This window comes from Solidesulfovibrio sp. C21 (assembly GCF_047785625.1).
In the GTDB taxonomy this organism is placed as follows: domain Bacteria; phylum Desulfobacterota; class Desulfovibrionia; order Desulfovibrionales; family Desulfovibrionaceae; genus Solidesulfovibrio.
Map to the genome: position 1 here is coordinate 21,806 of NZ_JBLODY010000014.1, position 19,229 is coordinate 41,034.

The 19,229-nt window shown below is 66.3% G+C and carries 14 protein-coding genes and 1 pseudogene; 2 read left to right on the forward strand and 13 right to left on the reverse strand.

What is annotated here, in order from left to right; all coding sequences use genetic code 11:
- The first annotated feature begins 162 nt into the window (after positions 1 to 162).
- Together ACMZ6R_RS06725 and ACMZ6R_RS06730 are read left to right on the forward strand one after the other, a co-directional pair.
- Entirely contained in the window at positions 163 to 2,427 is a 2,265-nt protein-coding gene (locus tag ACMZ6R_RS06725; RefSeq protein WP_416110145.1) for a Rossmann fold nucleotide-binding protein, read from the forward strand.
- Between the two features lie 210 nt (positions 2,428 to 2,637).
- Positions 2,638 to 3,276 (forward strand): hypothetical protein, encoded by a 639-nt coding sequence (locus ACMZ6R_RS06730; RefSeq protein ID WP_416110146.1) that lies wholly within the window; start codon positions 2,638 to 2,640, stop codon positions 3,274 to 3,276.
- Between the two features lie 216 nt (positions 3,277 to 3,492).
- Here the strand turns inward: ACMZ6R_RS06730 and ACMZ6R_RS06735 are convergent, their stop codons facing one another.
- The 13 genes and pseudogenes from ACMZ6R_RS06735 to ACMZ6R_RS06795 all read right to left on the reverse strand — a co-directional run bounded on the left by ACMZ6R_RS06735 (position 3,493) and on the right by ACMZ6R_RS06795 (position 19,016).
- Positions 3,493 to 4,413, reverse strand: a complete 921-nt coding sequence (locus ACMZ6R_RS06735) for a class I SAM-dependent methyltransferase (protein WP_416110147.1) — start codon at positions 4,411 to 4,413, stop codon at positions 3,493 to 3,495.
- A gap of 46 nt (positions 4,414 to 4,459) precedes the next feature.
- Complete coding sequence (locus ACMZ6R_RS06740; RefSeq protein ID WP_416110148.1) at positions 4,460 to 5,860, reverse strand: NADH-quinone oxidoreductase subunit N; 1,401 nt, start codon at positions 5,858 to 5,860, stop codon at positions 4,460 to 4,462.
- Positions 5,861 to 5,878: 18 nt separating this feature from the next.
- A complete protein-coding gene (locus ACMZ6R_RS06745; RefSeq protein ID WP_416110149.1) occupies positions 5,879 to 7,417 on the reverse strand; it encodes a complex I subunit 4 family protein in 1,539 nt (512 codons plus the stop codon).
- Positions 7,418 to 7,429: 12 nt separating this feature from the next.
- Positions 7,430 to 9,301 carry an NADH-quinone oxidoreductase subunit L gene (locus tag ACMZ6R_RS06750; protein WP_416110150.1) on the reverse strand — a complete coding sequence of 624 codons (1,872 nt, stop codon included), beginning with the start codon at positions 9,299 to 9,301 and terminating at the stop codon, positions 7,430 to 7,432.
- A complete protein-coding gene (gene nuoK, locus ACMZ6R_RS06755; RefSeq protein WP_416110151.1) occupies positions 9,301 to 9,609 on the reverse strand; it encodes an NADH-quinone oxidoreductase subunit NuoK in 309 nt (102 codons plus the stop codon). The genes ACMZ6R_RS06750 and nuoK overlap by 1 nt, the downstream gene beginning before the upstream one ends.
- Positions 9,606 to 10,127: an NADH-quinone oxidoreductase subunit J gene (locus tag ACMZ6R_RS06760; protein WP_416110152.1), complete on the reverse strand. Its 522-nt coding sequence runs from the start codon at positions 10,125 to 10,127 to the stop codon at positions 9,606 to 9,608. Before ACMZ6R_RS06760 ends, nuoK begins: the two co-directional genes overlap by 4 nt.
- A gap of 9 nt (positions 10,128 to 10,136) precedes the next feature.
- Positions 10,137 to 10,700: an NADH-quinone oxidoreductase subunit NuoI gene (gene nuoI, locus ACMZ6R_RS06765; protein WP_416110153.1), complete on the reverse strand. Its 564-nt coding sequence runs from the start codon at positions 10,698 to 10,700 to the stop codon at positions 10,137 to 10,139.
- Positions 10,701 to 10,712: 12 nt separating this feature from the next.
- Positions 10,713 to 11,705, reverse strand: coding sequence for an NADH-quinone oxidoreductase subunit NuoH (nuoH, locus tag ACMZ6R_RS06770; RefSeq protein ID WP_416110154.1), 993 nt, complete (start codon positions 11,703 to 11,705; stop codon positions 10,713 to 10,715).
- 3 nt (positions 11,706 to 11,708) lie between these two features.
- The gene (nuoG, locus tag ACMZ6R_RS06775; protein ID WP_416110155.1) at positions 11,709 to 14,048 is read right to left on the reverse strand and encodes an NADH-quinone oxidoreductase subunit NuoG; all 2,340 of its coding nucleotides are present in this window, start codon (positions 14,046 to 14,048) and stop codon (positions 11,709 to 11,711) included.
- The gene (locus ACMZ6R_RS06780) at positions 14,036 to 15,400 is read right to left on the reverse strand and encodes a complex I 51 kDa subunit family protein (RefSeq protein WP_416110156.1); all 1,365 of its coding nucleotides are present in this window, start codon (positions 15,398 to 15,400) and stop codon (positions 14,036 to 14,038) included. Before ACMZ6R_RS06780 ends, nuoG begins: the two co-directional genes overlap by 13 nt.
- Entirely contained in the window at positions 15,391 to 15,888 is a 498-nt protein-coding gene (nuoE, locus tag ACMZ6R_RS06785) for an NADH-quinone oxidoreductase subunit NuoE (protein WP_416110157.1), read from the reverse strand. Before nuoE ends, ACMZ6R_RS06780 begins: the two co-directional genes overlap by 10 nt.
- Positions 15,889 to 16,227: 339 nt before the next feature.
- Positions 16,228 to 18,627 (reverse strand): annotated as a pseudogene (locus ACMZ6R_RS06790) (NADH-quinone oxidoreductase subunit B/C/D); the annotation flags it as partial.
- A complete protein-coding gene (locus ACMZ6R_RS06795; protein ID WP_416110158.1) occupies positions 18,597 to 19,016 on the reverse strand; it encodes an NADH-quinone oxidoreductase subunit A in 420 nt (139 codons plus the stop codon). The pseudogene ACMZ6R_RS06790 and the gene ACMZ6R_RS06795, both read right to left, overlap by 31 nt.
- Between the last annotated feature and the right edge of the window lie 213 nt (positions 19,017 to 19,229).

Genomic DNA, 19,229 nt, shown 5'->3' on the forward strand with positions numbered 1-19,229 from the left:
GGTTTGCGGCCGAACCGGCCGATGTTCTTTGCATTTCATTACCAACGTCAAGCCGGATGGGCAAGCGGGTGCGCGGATGGGGGCTTTCCCCGGAAAGGCGCTTGGCCTATAAGGGAGGTCCGTATTCCCTCCGCCGCAACCACGCCATCTTTCGGAGGCATCATGCTCACATCCCCGCTCGTTACCGGAGACGGTCAACTCGTCAGCGTCGGCGAGGTTCATTTCAACGAGGAACTGGCCGCGCCCCAGGCGCTTGGCGTCATGCGGTTTTCCCATACCAGCGACGCCTTGCGCGGGCTGGTGCGCGATTTGCGCGACCGGGCCGCCCGCGATTCCCTGCCGCTGCATCGGTTCATGGAAATAAGCGGCCGCAGCGGTCACTCCCGCATTGGGCTCGACGTGCGCCTGACCGGCGAACCGCCGGAAGTGTCGGACGGGCAACGGACCGTGGACGTGCCGGTGGCGCTGACGGCGCTCAACGCCGTTCTGGCCGAATCCCTGGCCGACCTGCGCTGTCTGTGCGACGCGGGGGGCGTGGACTTCGGCCGCCTGTTCATCCCGCGCGGGCCGGCCCTCGGCCGGGACGAGATCGAGGAGGCGCTTTCGCGCGGCTGGCTGCTTTTGCCCGAGCGGCACCGTATCGACGCGGACGGCGTGATGGAAATCCCGCTCCTTGACATGCGCTACGTGCTTTCCTCGCGTCTGCTCGGCGTGGGGCGCAATTTCGCGGAGATGCTGGTCAAGGGCAAGCACGGCCTGAGCATTTTCCAGTGCCTTTCGCCAACCGGAATGCCGCCGGCCCTGGCCGCCAAGGAGTTTCTGGTCGGGGCCATGCACATCGCCATCGGCCCTTTCGTGGCTTTGATCGAGCGTCAGACGTCGTCCCTGGACGTGTTCCATCTGGCCTCGCGGCTGCTCGACGGCGTGCGCACCACGGGCATTACCACGCCGCGCCAGGTGGAACTCTACAACGGCGGCGAGGAGGCCGTGCCCACCGATGGCCTGGCCGTGCGGATGCGGCTGTACCCACCGGATGTGCGGTTGGCCGGGCTGGCCGAGCGGGTGCTGCCGCCCGGGCGGGCCAGGGACGTGCTGGCGGCCGGGGTGGATTTCGCGGACCTGACCGGCATTTTCGATCCGGCCGTCGCCCGGGGGCTTTTGGACGAGATCACGGCCGGACCGGACGAAGGCGGCAGCTACGGCCGGATATTCATGCCCGGCAGGATGCTCGCCATCCCCTGGGAACAGGAGGAAGGGGGCTGGCTCCAGGAGTTCCAGTGGCGGCTGGTCTACGAGTACGCCCGGGGCAATATCCCGGAGGGCGTGCTGATGGGCGAAGAGATCCCCAAGCGGCTGCGGCCGTTTCTGGAGGGGCTGCGCTATGTCGGCGGCGAGCAGAACCTGTCCAAGGTGTTCGTGGCCGAGTCCTTGCCGCCGGTGGACACGTTGCGGGTGCTCAAGCGAAACGGCATCGGCGTGGTGGCGGCCCGGGGCATGGGCTGCTCGGTTGGCGAGCTCTGTCGGCTGCCGCACTTCCGCATGGACCAGACGCTCTATGAAGAGCTGGTGCGCCTGGAAAACGAGAGCATGCGGTTTTACCTGCTGCTCGACTACAACGGCCACGCCCAGGTACGGGAATTTTTTCGGGGCCTGTGGGTGACGCACGAGGGCAAGGAACGCCTGCCGCACGTGCACACCACCATGGCCATGTTCGGCTCGTCCTGCGACGTGCTGGGGCCGGTGCTCGAAGCGCCGATCACGGATTTTCTGCGTCGGCTGCGGGACCACCCGCGCCTTGGCGAGGGCTTCGCCGTGGCCCACGGTTCCGGGCCCGGGGTCATGCAGACCGTGGACAACGCGGCCGCCGCCCTCGGCATCTTCCGCATCGGCGTCGGCATAAACGCCGAGGAAATCGGGCAGAAGACCAATTTCGAGCCCGAAGCCGTGGCCCAGTTCACCAATCTGGCCATGAACACGCGCCAGGACATCCTGGATAGGCGTTCGGTGTTCAAGGTCTTCAACCTCGGCGGCTTCGGCACCAGCTACGAGGTCAACATGGCGCTCACCTTCATGAAGATCGGCCAGTGCCTGCCCGCGCCGTACATCTTCGTCGATCCGGTGGGGCTCGGACCCGGGGGCGAGCCGTTCTGGCGGCAGACGCTGAGCCAGTTCCGCACGCTCTCGAGCGACCTGTCCGGGGGCGGCTACGACCTCGGGCCGCTCGGGCCGCGTTGGATCGTCAACTGCTGCCACGAGGTGACGAGCTACGAGCAGGGCTACGACGTCATCGCCGCCTTCCTGGACGATCCCGCCGCCTACTGGCGCGAACGCGAAATCCCGATGGAAAAGGTGCGACAGGCCCGGGACAACCTGCACCGGGCCGGCATGCCCATCCCTCCCTGCATCGACGAAGCGCTTGGAGAGTGAGGGTAGAGAGGAAGGAGGAAGAGTGAAGAAAGTGCGAGAGGGGAACCCTTTTTGACAAAAGGGTTCCCCTCGGTTTTTTCTTTTTCCAGAAATCAGTTTATAAATAAATTATAGAAAAATGCTATACATGGAATCGTTAAACATGTATATGTATCTCTAAGGGTATATGTGCCTGGACTTCTTAATGTCTTCATATCAGGAGGGAACAGTATGACCAGGGTAGCGATTCACAATGCAACGAAAGACAGCCCCGACATCTACGTTATATTCGGCGTCGCCGGACCTGTCTGTCCAAACCCGGTAGACGTGCCGGACTTTCCAGCGCTGCTTGCCATTGGCAATCACGTGGGCACGATAGGGATATCGCCCGGCCAAGCCCTCGAATTGGACCCAAAGGGGAGATGTTTTAGCGCAATCGTTGGATTTTACATCATGCCGCAATGTCCGGTTCCAGGCGCGAACTTTCCCAACGGGCAGTATGGAACAAATATCGGCGAGTTCACCCTGAACGTCACTGGGGGACAGGAAGCTTTCGACATCAGCTGCGTCAATGGCGTGAACTGCTGGATGGAAATGACGGTGACGGGATCCGGTTGGGGGTATGGTCCACAGAATACACCTATCAGTTCTATCTCGAATAAGGCGTTGGGATGTAATAGTGGAAACCCTGGCGTCTACCCGGTAAACTGCACTGATTGTATTCAATTAATCGGGAATCCTCCATGTCCAAGTCTGCAAATTGGTCCAGCCCAGAAGGAGCGCATATGCAATATACAGCGGGATGTGCAGTCTGGATCGAATGACGTCCTCACGATTACGCTCAAAGAGGGAGAACCTCCAGCGAACTAGGGCCTGTTTCCAAATTCGTTTCGAAAAGAAGATGCGAGAGGGGAACCCTTTTTGGAAAAAAGGGTTCCCCTCTCGCGCTCTCCCCTCCCCAAAACTTTTGCCCGGTTACGGCTGTGACAATGATAACACGCTGTAACCGTTAAAGTCTTTTGAAAGGGGGTGCGGGGGGAAATTTTTCGTAAGACAAAGTTTCCCCCCGCATAGCCTTAAAAAAGTCTACTTCGCACTGCGGTGGGCGACGATGACTTCGCTGCGGATGCGTTCGTAGCGGTTGGCGTGGTCGCGGATGGCCCACCAGACCGAGCCCGCGATGCGGGCCTGCCAGCCCGGTCCGGCATCGAGCATATTGGCGATAACGGCGGCGCTGTCGCCGGAGTCCGCCGTGCCGCCGAGCCAGTTTTCCGGTCTGGCCACGGTTTCGGACCAGGAGAAGGGGTCGGCCACGAGCAGGGTCGCCGTCTGTGCGCACACGCGTCTGGCCTCGACCAGGTGGAGCATCGGGCGCGGCAGCTTGTCCACGACATTGAGCGAGGCGACAAGGCCGAAGCTGGCGGCGCGAAACGGCAGGCGCGCGACGTCGGCCCGCACGAATTCCACCGTGCCCTGTTGCAGCCGCTTGGGTAGGGAAAAGCCGAAGCGCGTGGTCAGGAGCCCCTGGCGCGGAGCGGTGAAGACCATTTCCTTTTTCCGGGCGATCCGCCGGGCCAGGGTGATGAAGGGCCGCGACAGGTCGACGCCCACGGCGAAGCCGGTTTTCGCGGCCATCTCGAAGGTGAAACGCCCCACGGCGCAGCCGGCGTCCAGGGCCGGGCCCGCGCAGTCTCCGGCCATCTCCAGCCAGCGCGCATACGCGTCCGTGGCTTCGCGGTCCTCCCACAAATCGGCGTAGTGGCTCCACAGGTAGGAGGCGGCCAGCCTGTCCGTGTCGTAACGCTCCTGGGCCGTGGGCACGGCCTTTTCGGGCGGGGCCAGGTCGGCCAGCCCGTCGGTGATGGCGTAGGCCGCGCCGCAGCCGGGACATGTGAGGGTTCCGGAGGTGATGTCCTCCCCGTTGTGGCTGTGGTCTTTTAAGAGCAGCGGATGTTCCTCGGGCAGACAGACCGGACAGACGAGCATATCGAGCAGGCGGGTGTGCATGCTGTTTCCCCTTTCTCTTTATATGGGGGATCGGGGCTCGCTCCCCTTACCCCCCGACCAATGTGGCGATGGCGGCCATGAGCGGCCCGGGCCAGACGCCGAGCCAAAGCAGGCCGGCGGCCACGGCCCACAGGGTGAGACCGGCGGCCGGGCCGGCCGGGGCGGGAGTGCCCGGATAGGCTTCCACGCCCTCGCGCATGTAGAGGGTGGCCACCAGGCGCAGGGCGTAAAAGATGCCGATGACGGCCATGAGGATGCCGAAGACGGCCAGCCCCGTGTAACCGGCCCGAAGGGCCGCGCCGAAGACCAGAAATTTGCCGATGAACCCGGCCGTTGGCGGCAGTCCGGCCAGGGACAGCAGACAGAAGGCCAGGGAACCGGCCAGCCAGGGATGGTCGTAGCCGAGCCCCTGGTAGGAGGTGATGGCGTCACGGTCGGCGGCGTCGCCGGAAAGCGCCCCCACCGCGCCGAAGGCGCCGAGGTCCATGAGCGCATAGGCGGCCAGGTAGAAAAGCGCGGCCTCGCCCCCGGCGGCCTCGACGGCCAGGGCGGCCATGGCGATGTAGCCCATCTGGGCGATGGAGGAATAGGCCAGCAGACGCTTGACGCTTTTTTGCCGCAACGCGCCGATGTTGCCCACGGCCATGGAGAGCCCCGAGACGGCGACCAGGGCCGGGGAGAGGAGCGCCATGGCGTCCGGGGAGGCGTCGGCGCACAGGTGGAGCAGCGCGGCGGCCGTGGCGGCCTTGGAGCCGGTGGAGAGAAAGGCGGCGACAGGAGCCGGCGCGCCTTGATAGGTGTCCGGCGTCCAGAGATGGATCGGGGCAAGGGAAAGCTTGAAGCCGATGCCGACCAGGGCCAGCGCCAGCCCGGCGGTGACGATGGGGCCGCCGGCGGCCAGGGAGTCGGCGATGTCGAGGGTGCCGCTGCCGGCGTAGATCAGGCTGATGCCGAAGGTGAGGGTGCCCAGGGCCACGGCCCCGGGCAGGAAATACTTGAGCGCGGCCTCGGCCCCGAGCCTGTCGTTTAGGCGCGCGGCCACCAGGGCGTAGAGGCAAAGGGAAGCCAGCTCAAGCCCCAAAAGGAGCATCAGCCAGTCGGTCGCTTCGGCCAAAAGCAACATGCCGAGGGCCGACCACAAAGTCAGGCCGTACAGGGCGTCGTCGGAAAATTCGCGCTCGTCGGCATAGCGGGCCAGCAGCCCCACCGTGCCTAGGGTGATGGCGCTAAGGAGCCCGGCGTAAAAGCGCGTCATGCCGCTGGCGTCCGGGCCCGGCCAGAAGGCCCAGAGGCCCGGCACGAGGGCGAAGAGCGCGGCAAGGATCGGGAGCAGCCCTTTGGGCGCGCCCCGGCGGAAAATTGCCGCGCCAAGGGTGGCCAGTCCCCCGGCGGCCAAGGCCATGTGGGGGATCAGGTCGGGAAAAAGTCCGGTGATTTGGGCGGGCATGGGGAGTCCTTTTCTGTCTTACAGGCCAAGCCCGGTTGTCACTGTCGCCACCGCCGGCCAGACCTGTCCGGCGATGATGTCGAGGGGGGCGCTTATGACCGACAGGACGGGGCCGGGAAAAAGCCCGATCCACAGCATGGCCAGGACCAGGGAGGCCATGAGCGCGGTTTCCCGGGGCGAAAGGTCGGGAAAGGGGGCGTTCGAGCGCGGCGGGCCGAAGAGCGTGTCCCGGGCCAGACGCAGCAGGTAGATAAGCGTCGCGGCCATGCCGAGCACGGCGAAAGCGCTCGTGACGACATCGACCCGGAACAGGCCGAAGACGATCATGGCCTCGCCCACGAATCCGGAGAGCCCCGGCAGGGCGGCCGAGGCCAGCACGCACAACAGAAAGGCCGCGCCGAACCGGGGGGCCTTGTTCCAGAGGCCGCCCAGCACCGCGAAGCGGCGGCTGCCCATGCGCTCGCCGATCATGCCGGCCTGGGCGAAAAGTCCGCCCGAGGTCAGGCCGTGGCTTAGCATCATGACCACCGCGCCGCCGAGGGCCAGCCGGTTGCCGGAGACGATGGCGGCCACGGCGAGCCCCATATGCCCGATGCTCGAATAGGCGACGAGCCGTTTGACGTCTTCCTGGGCCAGGGCCACCCACGAGGCGTAGAAGAGTCCGATCAGGCCGAGCACGGTCAGGACCGGGGCATAGGCCACGGCCGCTTCCGGGAAAAGGGGCAGGGCGAAGCGGATCAGCGCGTAGCCGCCGGTTTTAAGCAGCAATCCGGCCAGGATGAGGCTGCCGGCCGTGGGGGCTTCGGTATGGGCGTCGGGCAGCCATATGTGCACCGGCACCAGCGGAATCTTGATGGCGAAGGACAGCACGAAGGCGGCGAAAAGCCAGCGCGCCGTGGCAAGCGGCAGATGGAGCCGTGTCAGGTCGTACAGGGCGAAGGTGGGGCCGGTGGGGCCGTCGGCGGCGTGGATGCCGAGGGTGATGACGGCCAGGAACATGAGCAGGCCGCCCACGGCCGAGAACAGGAAAAATTTGATGGCCACCCGCATGCGGTCGCCGTGGCCGAAGATGCCGATGAGGAAAAAGACCGGGATGAGCTGGGCTTCCCAGAAGAGCGCGAAAAGAAAGAGGTCCGTGGCCAGAAACACGCCCTGGACGGTGGCGAGCGAAGAGAGGATCAGGGCGTAATAGAGGGCCGGACGTTTCGCGTCGTCACTTCGCGAGGCCAGCATGCAGCACACGCCGATAAAGGCGGTGAGCGCCACGAAGACGAGGCTCAATCCGTCGCAGGTCAGGGTATAGCGGATGCCGAGCTGTGGTATCCAGGCGACGTCTTCGCTGGCGGGCAGGGAGGAGCGGCCCACGGCGAAAAGAAGGATCACGAGCAGGGCCATCGCTACTTCGATCAGGGCGGCGGCCAGGGCGAAGGAGCGGCAGGCCTCCCGGGAGCGCCGGAAAAGCGGCATGACCACGGCCGCGGCCAGGGGCCAGAAAATGAGCAGGGTCAGCCAGGGGAGGTCCCGCAGCATGGACAGCATGGACGTCGTGGGCATCATGGCGGCGTTTCCTTATCCTTGTGTCCAGCCCACCGCGAGCCAGGTCAAGATGACGGCGGCCAGGGCGAAAACGGTGCCCAGGGAGACGGCGATGCGCCCGCCTCCCAGCCGGCGGATGCCGTCGGACAGGCCGGAGATGCCGGATGTCGCGGCCAGGACCGTGCCGTTTAACATATCCTCATCCACCCCGCGCCACAGGAAGGCCGCCGCCCGCACATACGGCGCGGCCAGCCATTTCCGGTAAAAGCCGTCCAGGCCGAGTCCGGCCGTGAGGCATCCGTCCGGCGCGGCCATGTGACGGCGCGCCGGACGGTAGATGGCCCAGGCGATGAGCAGGCCGCCGATGGCGATGACCGCGTCGAGGGCCATGACCAGCACCTCGGCGTTTTCCACCTCGGGCGGATTTGGGGCGACGGTCCCGGCCAGGAAGCTGTCGAGAAGCGGCTTTATGTGAAAAAATTCCGGCAGGTTGATGAATCCGTACACCAGGGCCAGGACGCCCAGGGGCCAAAGCGGACGTTCCATGCGGAACAGGGCCGGATCGTCGCTCATGGGCGCCGGGTCGGCCGGATCGGCGAAAAAGGCCACGAAGTACATGCGAAAGACGTAGATGGCGGTGAGAAGCGCGGCCACGGTTCCGAGCACGAAGGACAGCAGGAAGATGTCGTTGGGGTGGGCCAGGGCGTCGGCCAGGGTCCGGCCTTTGCTGAAGTAGCCGGAGGTGGGCGGCAGGGCGGCCAACGCGGCCGCGCCGCAGGTGAAAAGGAGGAACAGTCCGGGCATTTTTTTGCGCAACCGCGCGCCCATGCGGAAGATGTCGTGTTCCTCGTGAAAGGCCTGGATCATGACGCCGGAGCACATGAAGAGCAGGGACTTGAAAAAGGCGTGGCTTTGCAGGTGGAAAAGCGCGCCCGTCACGTCGCCGCAGCCGGCGGCCAGGAACATGTACCCGACCTGGCTTATGGTCGAATAGGCCAGGATGCGTTTGACGTCGCGCTGGCCGAGGGCGCAAATCGCGCCGTAAAGCGCCGTGGTCGCGCCGATCAGGGCCGCTGCCGCGCCGACGTCCGGGGCGAAGGCGAGCAGTGGGTCCAGGCGCATGAGCAGGTACACGCCTGCCGTGACCATCGTTGCGGCGTGGATCAGCGCCGAAACCGGTGTCGGGCCGGCCATGGCGTCGGGCAGCCAGGCCGAAAGCGGCAGCTGGGCCGATTTTCCGAGCGCCGCAAAGAGGAAACAAAAGCCGATGACCGCGGCCATGCCCGGCGAAAGGGTCTCGGCCCTGGCGGCGAGATCGGAGAGTGAGGCGTGGCCGAAAAGGGCGATGACGATGCCGAGCGCCGCCACGTAGCCCAGGTCGCCGATGCGGGTCATGATGAAGGCCTTGCGCCCGGCGTCCACGTTGGGCAGCTCCTCGTGCCAGAAGCCGATGAGCGCGAACGAGCAAAATCCCACGCCTTCCCAGCCCATGAAAAGAAAAATCAGGTCGTCGGCCAACGCGATGACCAGCATGAAGAAGACAAAGAGGTTCAAGTAGCAGAAATAGCGCGCAAAGGATTTGTCTTCGCGCATGTAGGTGGCGGAGTAGAGGTGGATGAGCAGGGCCACGAAGGTGACGGTGACGGTCATGACCCCGGCTACGCGGTCGTAGAGGAGCGAAAAGGCCGAGGAAAAGTCGTCGAAGGCGAACCAGGAGCCGTAGCGTATGCGGTGCGGCGCGACGCCAAGGCCCCAGATGGCGACGACGGCCATGGCCAGGGCTCCGGCAATGGCGGCGGCGGCGGCCATGTTGCTGGCCCGACGGCCGCATTTCGCTCCCCAGCCGGCCTGGAACACCGCCCCGGCCAGGGGAAAGAGGAGCATGAGCGCAAGGAGTTCGGCCATCATTCCCCCGTAAGCCGGTTGTAATCGTCAATGGAGGCGGTTCCGCCCGAGCGCCGGCCGTGGACGAGCAGGGCCAGCCCCAGTCCGGCCTCGGCCGCGGCCAGCCCCATGACGATCAGCACCGCCGCCTGGCCGTCCAGGTTGCCCCAGGCCAGCGACGCGCCGACAAAGGCAATACCGGCGGCGGTGAGCATGAATTCCACGCCGACGAGGATCATGAGGATCGAACGCCGGGCCACGGCGCACAGCGCCCCGATGGCGAAAAGCAGGCTGGCCACGGCCAGGACGTGGGACAGGGGCACGTTCATGCGGCGCTGCCTCCCTGCTGCCCTGCGTCACGTTCGGCCCGGCCCAAAAGCAGCACGGCGGCCAGCGCGGCGAAAAGGATGATGGAAACAGCCTCCACCGCCAGCCAGTAGGTGCCGAAAAGCACCGTGCCGACGGCCGCCGGGCTGGCCATGGCCGCCGGCAGCAGGCCCCGGCCCACGGGATCGACGCCGATCAGGGCGAAAAGCGCCACAAGGGTCGCGGCGGCAATGACGCCCGGAACGACCAGCCGCGCCGCCGGCACCGCGCCAACGCCGACCGGCAGCCCGAGCAGCATGATGATGAAAAGAAAGAGCACCATGATGGCCCCGGCGTAGACCACCACCTCCAGCACGCCGGGCAGCGGCGCGCCGAGGACCACGAACAGGCCGGCCGTGGCGATAAAGGCCACTACGGCGCAGCACACGGCATGGACGGGATTGCGCCGTGTGGCGGCCAGCCCCGCCGCGATGAGCAGCACGGCGGAGAGAAGGTAGAAAAGTGCGCCAAGAGCGGTCATGATGTGATCCTACGGCAGAATGCTTTTGACATCCACGGGTTCGTCCTCGCCGATGTGTTCGCCTTTGGGCCTGCCGGCGGCCACGCCGGCATGGGCGTAGAAGTCGTAATCCGGGTCCTTGCCGCCGTGATCCACGAGCAGATCCTCTTTTTCATAGACGAACGCCTCGATGGAATCCTTGGAAAAGGCGAATTCGGGCGTGAGCTGGATGGCCAGCGTCGGGCAGGCCTCCTCGCACAGGCCGCAGTAGATGCAGCGGGCGAAGTTGATGCGAAACCAGGCCGCGCGTCGCCGGCCGTCCGGGCCTTCCTCGGACTGCATGGAGATGCAGTTGACCGGGCAGGCGCCGGAACAGAGGTAGCAGGCCACGCAGCGTTCCTTGCCGTCCGGGGAGCGGGTGAGAATGATACGGCCGCGCGTGCGGGCCGGCATGGGCCGTTTGTATTCCGGGTACTGTTCGGTGACGGGCTTGCGAAAGAGATGGGTCAGCGTCGCGGCGTAGGACCCGATGATCCCGGCCGCGCCGTCGATGACCTCGCGCAACAGGCCCGGCTTGTCGTTTTTATCTTCCATCGGCACGGCTCCTTACATCCCGGCGGCTAAAATTGCGCCGGTGACGAGGATGTTGACCAGCCCGAGCGGCACCAGGAACTTCCAGCCCACGGCCATGAGCTGGTCGTAGCGCAGGCGCGGCAGCGAGGCCCGGGTCCAGATGAGAAAGACCGGCACGGCCAGGACCTTGATGAGGAACCAGACGATCGGCGGCAAAAAGGGCCCATGCCAGCCGCCCAGGAAAAAGACGGCGGTGATGGACCCTAAAAGGATCATGTTGACGTATTCGCCGACGAAGAAAAGCGCGAAGCGCATGCCGGAATATTCGGTGTGGTAGCCGGCCTGCAACTCGTTTTCGGCCTCGGGCAGGTCGAAGGGGATGCGGTTGGTCTCGGCCAGGGAGCTGACAATGAAGATGGCGAAGGCCACGGGCTGGACAAGGGCGAAGGGAAGCCGCGCCTGGGCGGCCACGATGTCGGAGAGGCTTAGGGAGCGGGAGAGCATGACCACCGGGACCAGGGAAAGGGCCAGGGCCAGCTCGTAGCTGATCATCTGGGCCGCGCCGCGAAGGCCGCCCAAGAGGCTGTACTTGTTGTCCGAGGTCCAGCCGCCAAGCGCCACGCCGTAAACGGCCAGCGACGACAGGCCGAAGACGATGAGCACCCCCACGTTGGCGTCGGCGATCACCTGCCGGACGGTCACGCCGAAGGCGGTGAAATCCGGGCCGAAGGGCACCACGGCAAAGGCGAAAAGGGCGGTGCCGGCGACGATGGCCGGGGCGACGAGAAAGATGCGCCTGTCCACGCCGTCGGGGATGATGTCTTCTTTCAGCAGCATCTTGAGGCCGTCGGCGATGGGCTGGAGCAGGCCGAAGAGGCCGACCCGGTTGGGCCCGTAGCGTACCTGCATGCGGCCAAGAAGCTTGCGTTCGAGCAGGATCATGTAGGCGGCCAGCCCGAAGACCACAGCCAAAACGAGGGCCATTTTGACCAGCATGACCAGGATGCCGACGAGGATATCGAGCATGGCCTATCTCCGGCGCAGGTCGCAGGGACCCAGGGTTGCGGTCAGGCCGGCGAACTGCGGCAGCCGGGGAAGAATGGCCACGCCCCGGGCCACATCCGGGGTGACGCGGGCCACGGCCTGGATGAAGCGGTCGAGCACGGCCACGCCGACGTTGTCGCCGTCGACAAAACCCAGGGAAGTGGCGTCCTCGGGATGGAGCGTCAGCGTCGGCTCGGTCGCGGCCAGCTTTGCCGGCAGCGGGGCGTAGCGGCCAAGCTCTTCGGTGCCGAACAGGGCCTCGTCAAAGACCACCGTCAGCCCTTCGGATGCGGGGAAGGGTAGGCCGGCTTCTTTTGCCCTGCCGGCCAGGGCGGCGAAATCCGCGCGGCTGCCTTCCGGGCCCAGCCCGGCGATGCCTTCCAGGGGTGTTTCGGGCAGGTCCAGGGCCAGCGCGGCGGCGAGGTCGCGGCAAAGCCGGTCCGCCGGGCGCGGGTCCGTGCCGGGGAGCCTGCGGTCGTAGGCCCGGGGCGGATGGTTGCCGCCGCCGTCGCGGGAGACGGGATCGCCCGCGGGCTGCACCGGGGCGGCGCGCTGGAGCCGGCCTTCGTTGTTGAGGAAAAGTCCGCCGGACTCGAACAGCGTGGTCGTGGGCAGAAAAATCGTGGCCTTGGCCGCGGTCGGCGTGGGCAGGCAGTCGCACACGACAAGGGTGTCCAACCCGGCGCAGGCGGCGAAGAGCCGGGACGAAAGCGCGGCCGGATCAGCCTCGACCACGAGCAGGCTTTTCACGCGGCCGGCATTGATGGCGGCGGCCAGATCGGCCAGTCCCGGCGCGTCCGGGGCGGCGCACAGGGCCGCGCCGGCGCTGCCCGGGCCGGCAAGAACCGGGAACAGGCCAAAGCGGTCGTCGGTCGGCAAGGCCCAGGCCAGGGACGCGACGAAGACCACGGCCGGGCGCTTGGCTGCGGCCAGGGCCCTGGCCGCCAGTTCCAGGGCCGGCCACAGCCGGGGCGAAAGCGGCAGGCGTTTTTGGGCCAGGGCGGCGGCCTCGGTCGGACCGGCGGTGACGATGGCGGCCACGGCGGCAAGCTGTCGCGGCGCGACCGACAGGTGCGTGAAAGGCAGCGGCAGGGACACGGGTCTCGGGTCGGCCACGATGACCGTCCCGCCGTTGCGCGTGGCCTGACGCAGGGCGAGTGCCAGCATGGGCGCGTCGAAAAGTGGCGAAACGCCGAGCGTCAGCACCGCGTCGCAGCGGCCGATATCGGCCAGGGACAGGGCGCGCGTCGGCGTCAGGGCGGCCAGCGACGCGGTCACGGCCGCCTGCTGCGAGCGGCTTTCAAAAAAAACCGGTCCGGTCCAGCCGGCGGCTTTGGCCAGGGCCGTCAGCGCGGCCTGCGTTTCGAGGGTGGAACGGGCCGAGCCCACTATGGCCACGCTTGCCGGGCCGTGGGCCTTGGCCGTTTCCGTAAGCCGGGCGGCCACGGTGGCAAGGGCGTCGTCCACGGACGCGGCCATGCCGTCGATTTTGGCCTCGCGCGGCCGCTCGGGGCTCGAGGCGAAGCCATGGGAGAACCGGCCCCGGTCGCAGATGAAAAAGCCGTTTACCGCCGCGTTTTCCCGGGCCTCGATGCGGGCCACGGCCCGGTAGCGCGACAGGGCCACGGTGTTGCAGCCAAGCGAACAATGCGGGCACACCGAGGGCGCGCGTTCGCAGTCCCAACGCCGCGACGTGAAGCGCGCGGTCTTGTCGGTGAGCGTCCCGGTGGGGCAGATGTCGGCCAGATTGCCGGCAAAGGGGCTTTGAAGCGCGCCGTTTTCGAACCGGCCGAAATAGACCCGGTTGGCGTTTTGCATGGGGCCGAAATCGCGATAGCCGCAATAGTCCTGGTAGAACCGCACGCAACGGTAGCAGTGGATGCAGCGGTTCATCTCGTGCTGGATGAAAGGTCCCAGGTCCTGGTCGAGGTAGGTGCGCTTGGTCCCCGGCCAGCGGCGCAGGCTGTGGCCGCCCGAAATCGTCTCGTCCTGGAGCAGGCAATGCCCGCCCTCGTCGCACACCGGGCAGTCGTGGGGATGGTTGGCCATGAGCAGTTCGATGATATGCCGGCGAAAAGCCACGGCCTCGGGGTGGAAGGTCTCCACCACCATGCCGTCGGCGGCCGGGGTCATGCAGCTCATCTCCAGCCCTTTGACCGGGCCGCCCGTGAACATCACGGCGCACATGCGGCAGGCCCCGGCCGCGCCCAGGGCCGGATGCCAGCAAAAGCGGGGGATGACGATGCCGAGCGCCTCGGCCGCCTCGATGACCGTTGTCCCCTTGGCGACCGTTACGGGGCGTCCGTCGATAATCAGATCGGGCATTGGTCCTCCGGGCAGGGGGTCGGGCCGAAGGCCACGGGGCGCGTGCCGCAGGCCTTGCCGTGCAGGGCTGGCGGCGGGTTGCCGAAGGGGCATTGGTGCTGGTGCAGGTGCTCGCGCACTTCCGCCTCGAAATGGGTCAAAAGGCTCAGGATCGGTTCGGCGGCCCCGGGCGCGAAGGCGCAGTAGGCCGACTGCATGACCTTGGCCATGTCGCGGATCATGCCGATGTGCTCTTCCTTGCCCTCGCCGGACTCTATGAGCCGCAGCAGATGGCGCACGTAGGGCAGGCCCTCGCGGCACGGCGTGCACCAGCCACAGGACTCGCGGGTGAAAAATTCGATCAGGTTGAGCGTGGCCCCGACCAGACAGGTGTTCTGGTCGAAGACCATGATGGAGGCCGTGCCCAGGCGCTGGCCGGCTTTTTTCATGGAGTCGAAGTCCATGGGCAAATCGAGCAGCTTCTCGGGCATGAAGGGGGTCGAGGCCCCGCCCGGAATGACGGCCTTGATGGTCCGCCCGGGCGGCATGCCGCCGGCGTGCGTAAAAAGGATCTCCCGCAAGGGGATGCCCATGGGCAGCTCGTAGCAATCCGGCTTGGCGATACGGCCGGACACGCTGAAAAGCTTGGTGCCGGCGCTTCCCGGCGTGCGGGCGAGCGACTTGAACCAGTCCGCGCCGTTTTTGACGATTCCCGGCAGGTTGGCCAGGGTTTCCAGGTTGTTGACGATGGTCGGGCAGTCCCAGAGTCCCTTGACGCTGGTGCGCGGCCCGCCCTTGCGCGGATTGGGGCGCAGGCCCGAAATGGCCTTGATCTGGGCCGAGGCCTCGCCGCAGATGTAGCGGCCGGCGCTTCTGTGCACGTGGATGTCGAAGGAAAAATCCGTGCCCAGGATGTTTTTGCCGAGAAGCCCTTTTTCCCGGGCGACCTGGGTTTCGCGCTCCAGCAGCACCGCGTCGGCTTCGTAGGAGGGCCGGATGAAGCAGACGCCGAGCGTCGCCGAGACGGCGTAGGCGCAAAGGATGATGCCCTCGATGACCAGATGCGGGTCCACGTTGACCAGCACGCGGTCCTTGAAGGTGCCGGGCTCCATCTCGTCGGTGTTGACCACCACGTAGCGCGGCCCGACGTAATCGGCCGGAATGCCCTGCCATTTGCGCCCGGCCGGAAATCCCGCCCCGCCCCGGCCGCGCAAATCCGAGGCCAGAACGATGTCCAGCACGTCATGGGGGGTGCGCTTGCCGATGGTGGCGTAAAGCGCCTCGTAGCCGCCGCCGGCCCGGTATTCGTCGAAGGTGGCCGGCCGGCCGAGGTGGCGGTTTTTGAAAAGCACCTGCGGCGCGTCTACTTGCATCGAACCGGCTCCTCGGTGGTCTCGCGCAGTTCCCTAAGGACCGCATCAATGCGCTCGGGGGTGAGCTTGTTGTAGAAGCGGCCGTTTATGAGCATCGTCGGCGCGTTGTGACAGTTGCCGATGCAGGCCGAAGGCAGCACCGTGAACATGCCGTCCTCGGTCGTGCCGCCGGGCGGCACGCCGAGCGTGCGGCACAGATAGTCGAAGATGGAATCCTGGTGGAACATCCAGCATACCACCGAGTCGCACACGTGGATGACGTAATGCCCCACCGGCCGTCGGTAGAGATAGTCGTAAAAGGTGGCCAGGGACTCCAGTTCCAGCGTGGTCATGCCAAGCAGCGTCGAGGCGTAATGCATGGCCTCGTCGCACAGATAGCCGTAGTGGCGCTGCAAGGCGTACATCACGTCCACCGCCGCCTCGCGGGGATGCTCCGCCTGGGCGATCATGCGCTTGAGGTCCGCGACCAGTTCGTCAGGCAATGCCATGCTGTGCGCCTCCGGCGTCCAGGAGAGGCTCCGCCTCTCCTGGACCTCTCCGCCAGAAGGGGCGCTGCCCCTTCTGGACTACCCCGCCGGGAGGCCACGGGCCCCCCGGACCCCCCGAATGGGGAAAAAGGGATGGAAAAAAGGGGGGGTGAAAGGAAAACATGACAGGTACGCTTCCGACGACCAGAGACATGAAGCGGCTCTGCGGATTGCCAGGGCCGGCGAGGGGCTGTGGCGGACGCGAAGGCGTATTCTTCAAATATGCGCCGCGCGCGGCCGTCACAGCCCCCCGCCGGCCAGCCAACAAAAATTTCTCCAACTTTTTCATGTCAATATGTCTCATCGGTCGATATCCGGCAGAATATAATCGTACGAAGCGAGCACGGCCACGAAGTCGGCGATGCGCAGCCCCTCGGCCAGAAGCGGCAGGGCCTGGATGTTGGCGAAACCCGGGGTGCGCACCCGCATGCGGTAGGCGTGGCAGCCGCCGTCGGAGACGACGTAATAGCCTTGCTCGCCGCGCGGGGCTTCTGTCGCGGCGTAGGCCTGGCCGACCGGGAGCCTGGGGCCGCGCGTGACGTTGACGAAATGGTGGATCAGGCTTTCGATGTCGGTAAGCGCCTCGCGCTTCTGGGGCAGGCTGTAGCGGGCGTCTTCGGCCAGCCACCGGCCGCCGGGCATGTTATCAGCCGCCTGCTTGATGATGCGCAGGCTCTCGAGCATCTCGTCCATGCGCACGAGGTAGCGCGAAAAACAGTCGCCGGCGTCGCGGGTCGGCACGTCGAAATCGAAATCGGCGTAGGCGCCGTAGGGCATCTTCTTGCGCCGGTCCCAGGCGACCCCCGTGGCCCGCAGGTTGGGGCCGGTGATGCCCCAGTCGATGGCCTCGGCGGCGGTGATGGTCCCCACGCCCCGGCAGCGGGCCTTGACGATGGGGTTCTTGGTCACCCCGGCGTGGTATTCCCGCACCCGGCCAGGGAAGATCTTGATGAAGGCGTCGACCTGCTCCTTCCAGCCCTCGGGCAGATCGGCCGCCATGCCGCCGATGCGCAGCCACGACGGATGGAGCCGGCCGCCGGTGATGGTCTCGATGATGTCGAGGACCATCTCGCGTTCCCGCAGGGCGTAAAAAATCGGGCTCATCATGCCGAGGTCCTGGAGAAACGTGCCGAAGTACATGAGGTGGTTGGCGATGCGGAAAAGCTCCGACAGCATGACCCGGGCATAGGCGGCGCGCGGCGGCACCTCGATGCCGGTAAGCGTCTCCACGGCCGTGACGTAGGACAGGTTGTTGGCCACGCCCGAAAGGTAGTCCACCCGGTCGGTGTAGGGGATGAACTGGTGCCAGGTCTGGCGCTCGCCGATTTTCTCCACGCCCCGGTGGTGGTAGCCGATGTCCATGCCGAGGGCCTTGATCCGCTCGCCGCGCATGGCCAGGACGTAGCGGAAGATGCCGTGGGTGGCGTAGTGGTGCGGCCCGAAATTGAGGAGGTAGTCTCCGGCGTCGGCGCGGGCCCCAAGGATTTCCCGGGCGTCCACGGGCTCCAGGCGGCGGCAGTCCTCGTGGGTGAAGGGCGGCATGTTGGTGGCCCGGCCCTCGTAGTCCTTGCGCAGGGGATGGCCGACCCAGTCGCGGTGGGTGAGCAGCCGTCTGGGGTCGGGATGCCCGGTAAAGCGCAGGCCGAACATCTCGGCCGCCTCGCGTTCGTACCAGGTGGCGCTCGGCCACACGCCCGTCGCCGTGGCGATGGCGCTGTCGCGTGTGGGGAGCGCGCAGGTCAGGCGCACCATGCCCGGGGTGGACAGCGAGGTGAGCGTGTAGACCACGCTGGCCTCGTGGCCGCGCGGCGTATGGCGCATGGTTTCGTCGATGGCGGTCAGGTCCTCCAGGCGCTCGAAGCGGGTGGGCGCTTTCATCTTCAGATGCGCCAGCACCTCGGTGATGCGCTCCGGAGCCACTGTGTAGGTCGGCATGTCCTGGGTATCGGGGGCGAGGGCCACGGCGTCGCCGAACGCGGCGGCAAGGTCCGTGGCCACGGCCTGCTGGTCGTCGCGAAGGGAGTAGCGCGGCGCGGGCGGCGTCCACATGCCTTCCGCCCGGGAGCCGTAAAAGCGGGGTTCGGTCGCGGCCGTGCCCCGGACGGGGATGCCGGTGTAGCCGGGGCCGCGCGTGTCGCGGCATTTGCTCACCCCGTCCACAAGGTGGTCGCGCCGGCCGCCTTCGCTGCCGCCCGGCAGGTGCAGCACGGGGCGGGTGGGCTTTTCGCCGGCGGCGATTTTTTTCTGGAGCAGCAGCAGTCCGTCGAACAGCGCTTCGGGGCGCGGCGGACAGCCCGGGATATAGACGTCCACGGGCAGGATCTGATCCGAGCCCTGGACCACGGAATAGACGTCGTACATGCCGCCGGAATTGCTGCACGAGCCCATGGAGATGACCCACTTGGGGTCGCTCATCTGCTCGTAGAGCCGCAGGGCCACCGGGGCGATCTTTTTAAACATCGTGCCCGAGACGATGAGCACGTCGGCCTGCCGTGGCGAGCCCCGGAAGACTTCCGAACCGTAGCGGGCGATGTCGTAGCGCGGTCCCCAGGCCGTGGCCTCCTCCACGAAACAACAGGAAAGGCCGAAGAAAAAGGGCCAGAGGCTATTCTTGCGCGCCCAGTTGATGATGTGGTCCGTGGGCGAGAAAACCGCGTCGAGGGGGCCGGTCACAAGCCTTCCTCCTCGTTCCAGTCGAGGCCGCCTTTAAGCCAGGCGTAGGCCAGGCCAAGGCCCAGGATCACGATGAAAGCGGCCATGCGCAGGTAACCGGGAAGGCCGAGTTCCGGCCAGGCCACGGCCCAGGACACGATATAGGCGGTTTCCACGTCGAAGATGAGGAAAAAGACGGCCATGAGGAAAAACGGCACCGGATAGCGAAACCGGGCGTCGCCTGTGGGCAGGATGCCGCATTCGTAGGGGCGTTGCTTGTCCGGGGTGGGCCGGCGGCGCACCAGGAAGCCCGAAAGAAAAAGGATCAGGGCCAAAACTGCCAGCACCAGGACGAAAAAGACCAGAAAGGCCAGCGCGCCCGGCTCCCAGGGGGAAAACGGGGAGGCCAGGGGGGTAAACGGTATCTGCGGCTGCATGGGCCCTCGTGTGCCGGCTCCGGATGCGCTCCCGAATGAAGCTTACAGGGCCGATTGCAGGCGATAATACCCGCAACGCTTTTTTTTGCAAGCCGCCATGGTCGGAAAGGGAGGAAGATCGGCGGGATGGGTGTGCCGCATGGGCGACGGGGCGGGCGCGGCGGCCGTGGCCTGGCGTCATGAAAACGTCATGGCAATGTCGGAAAGGCGCGG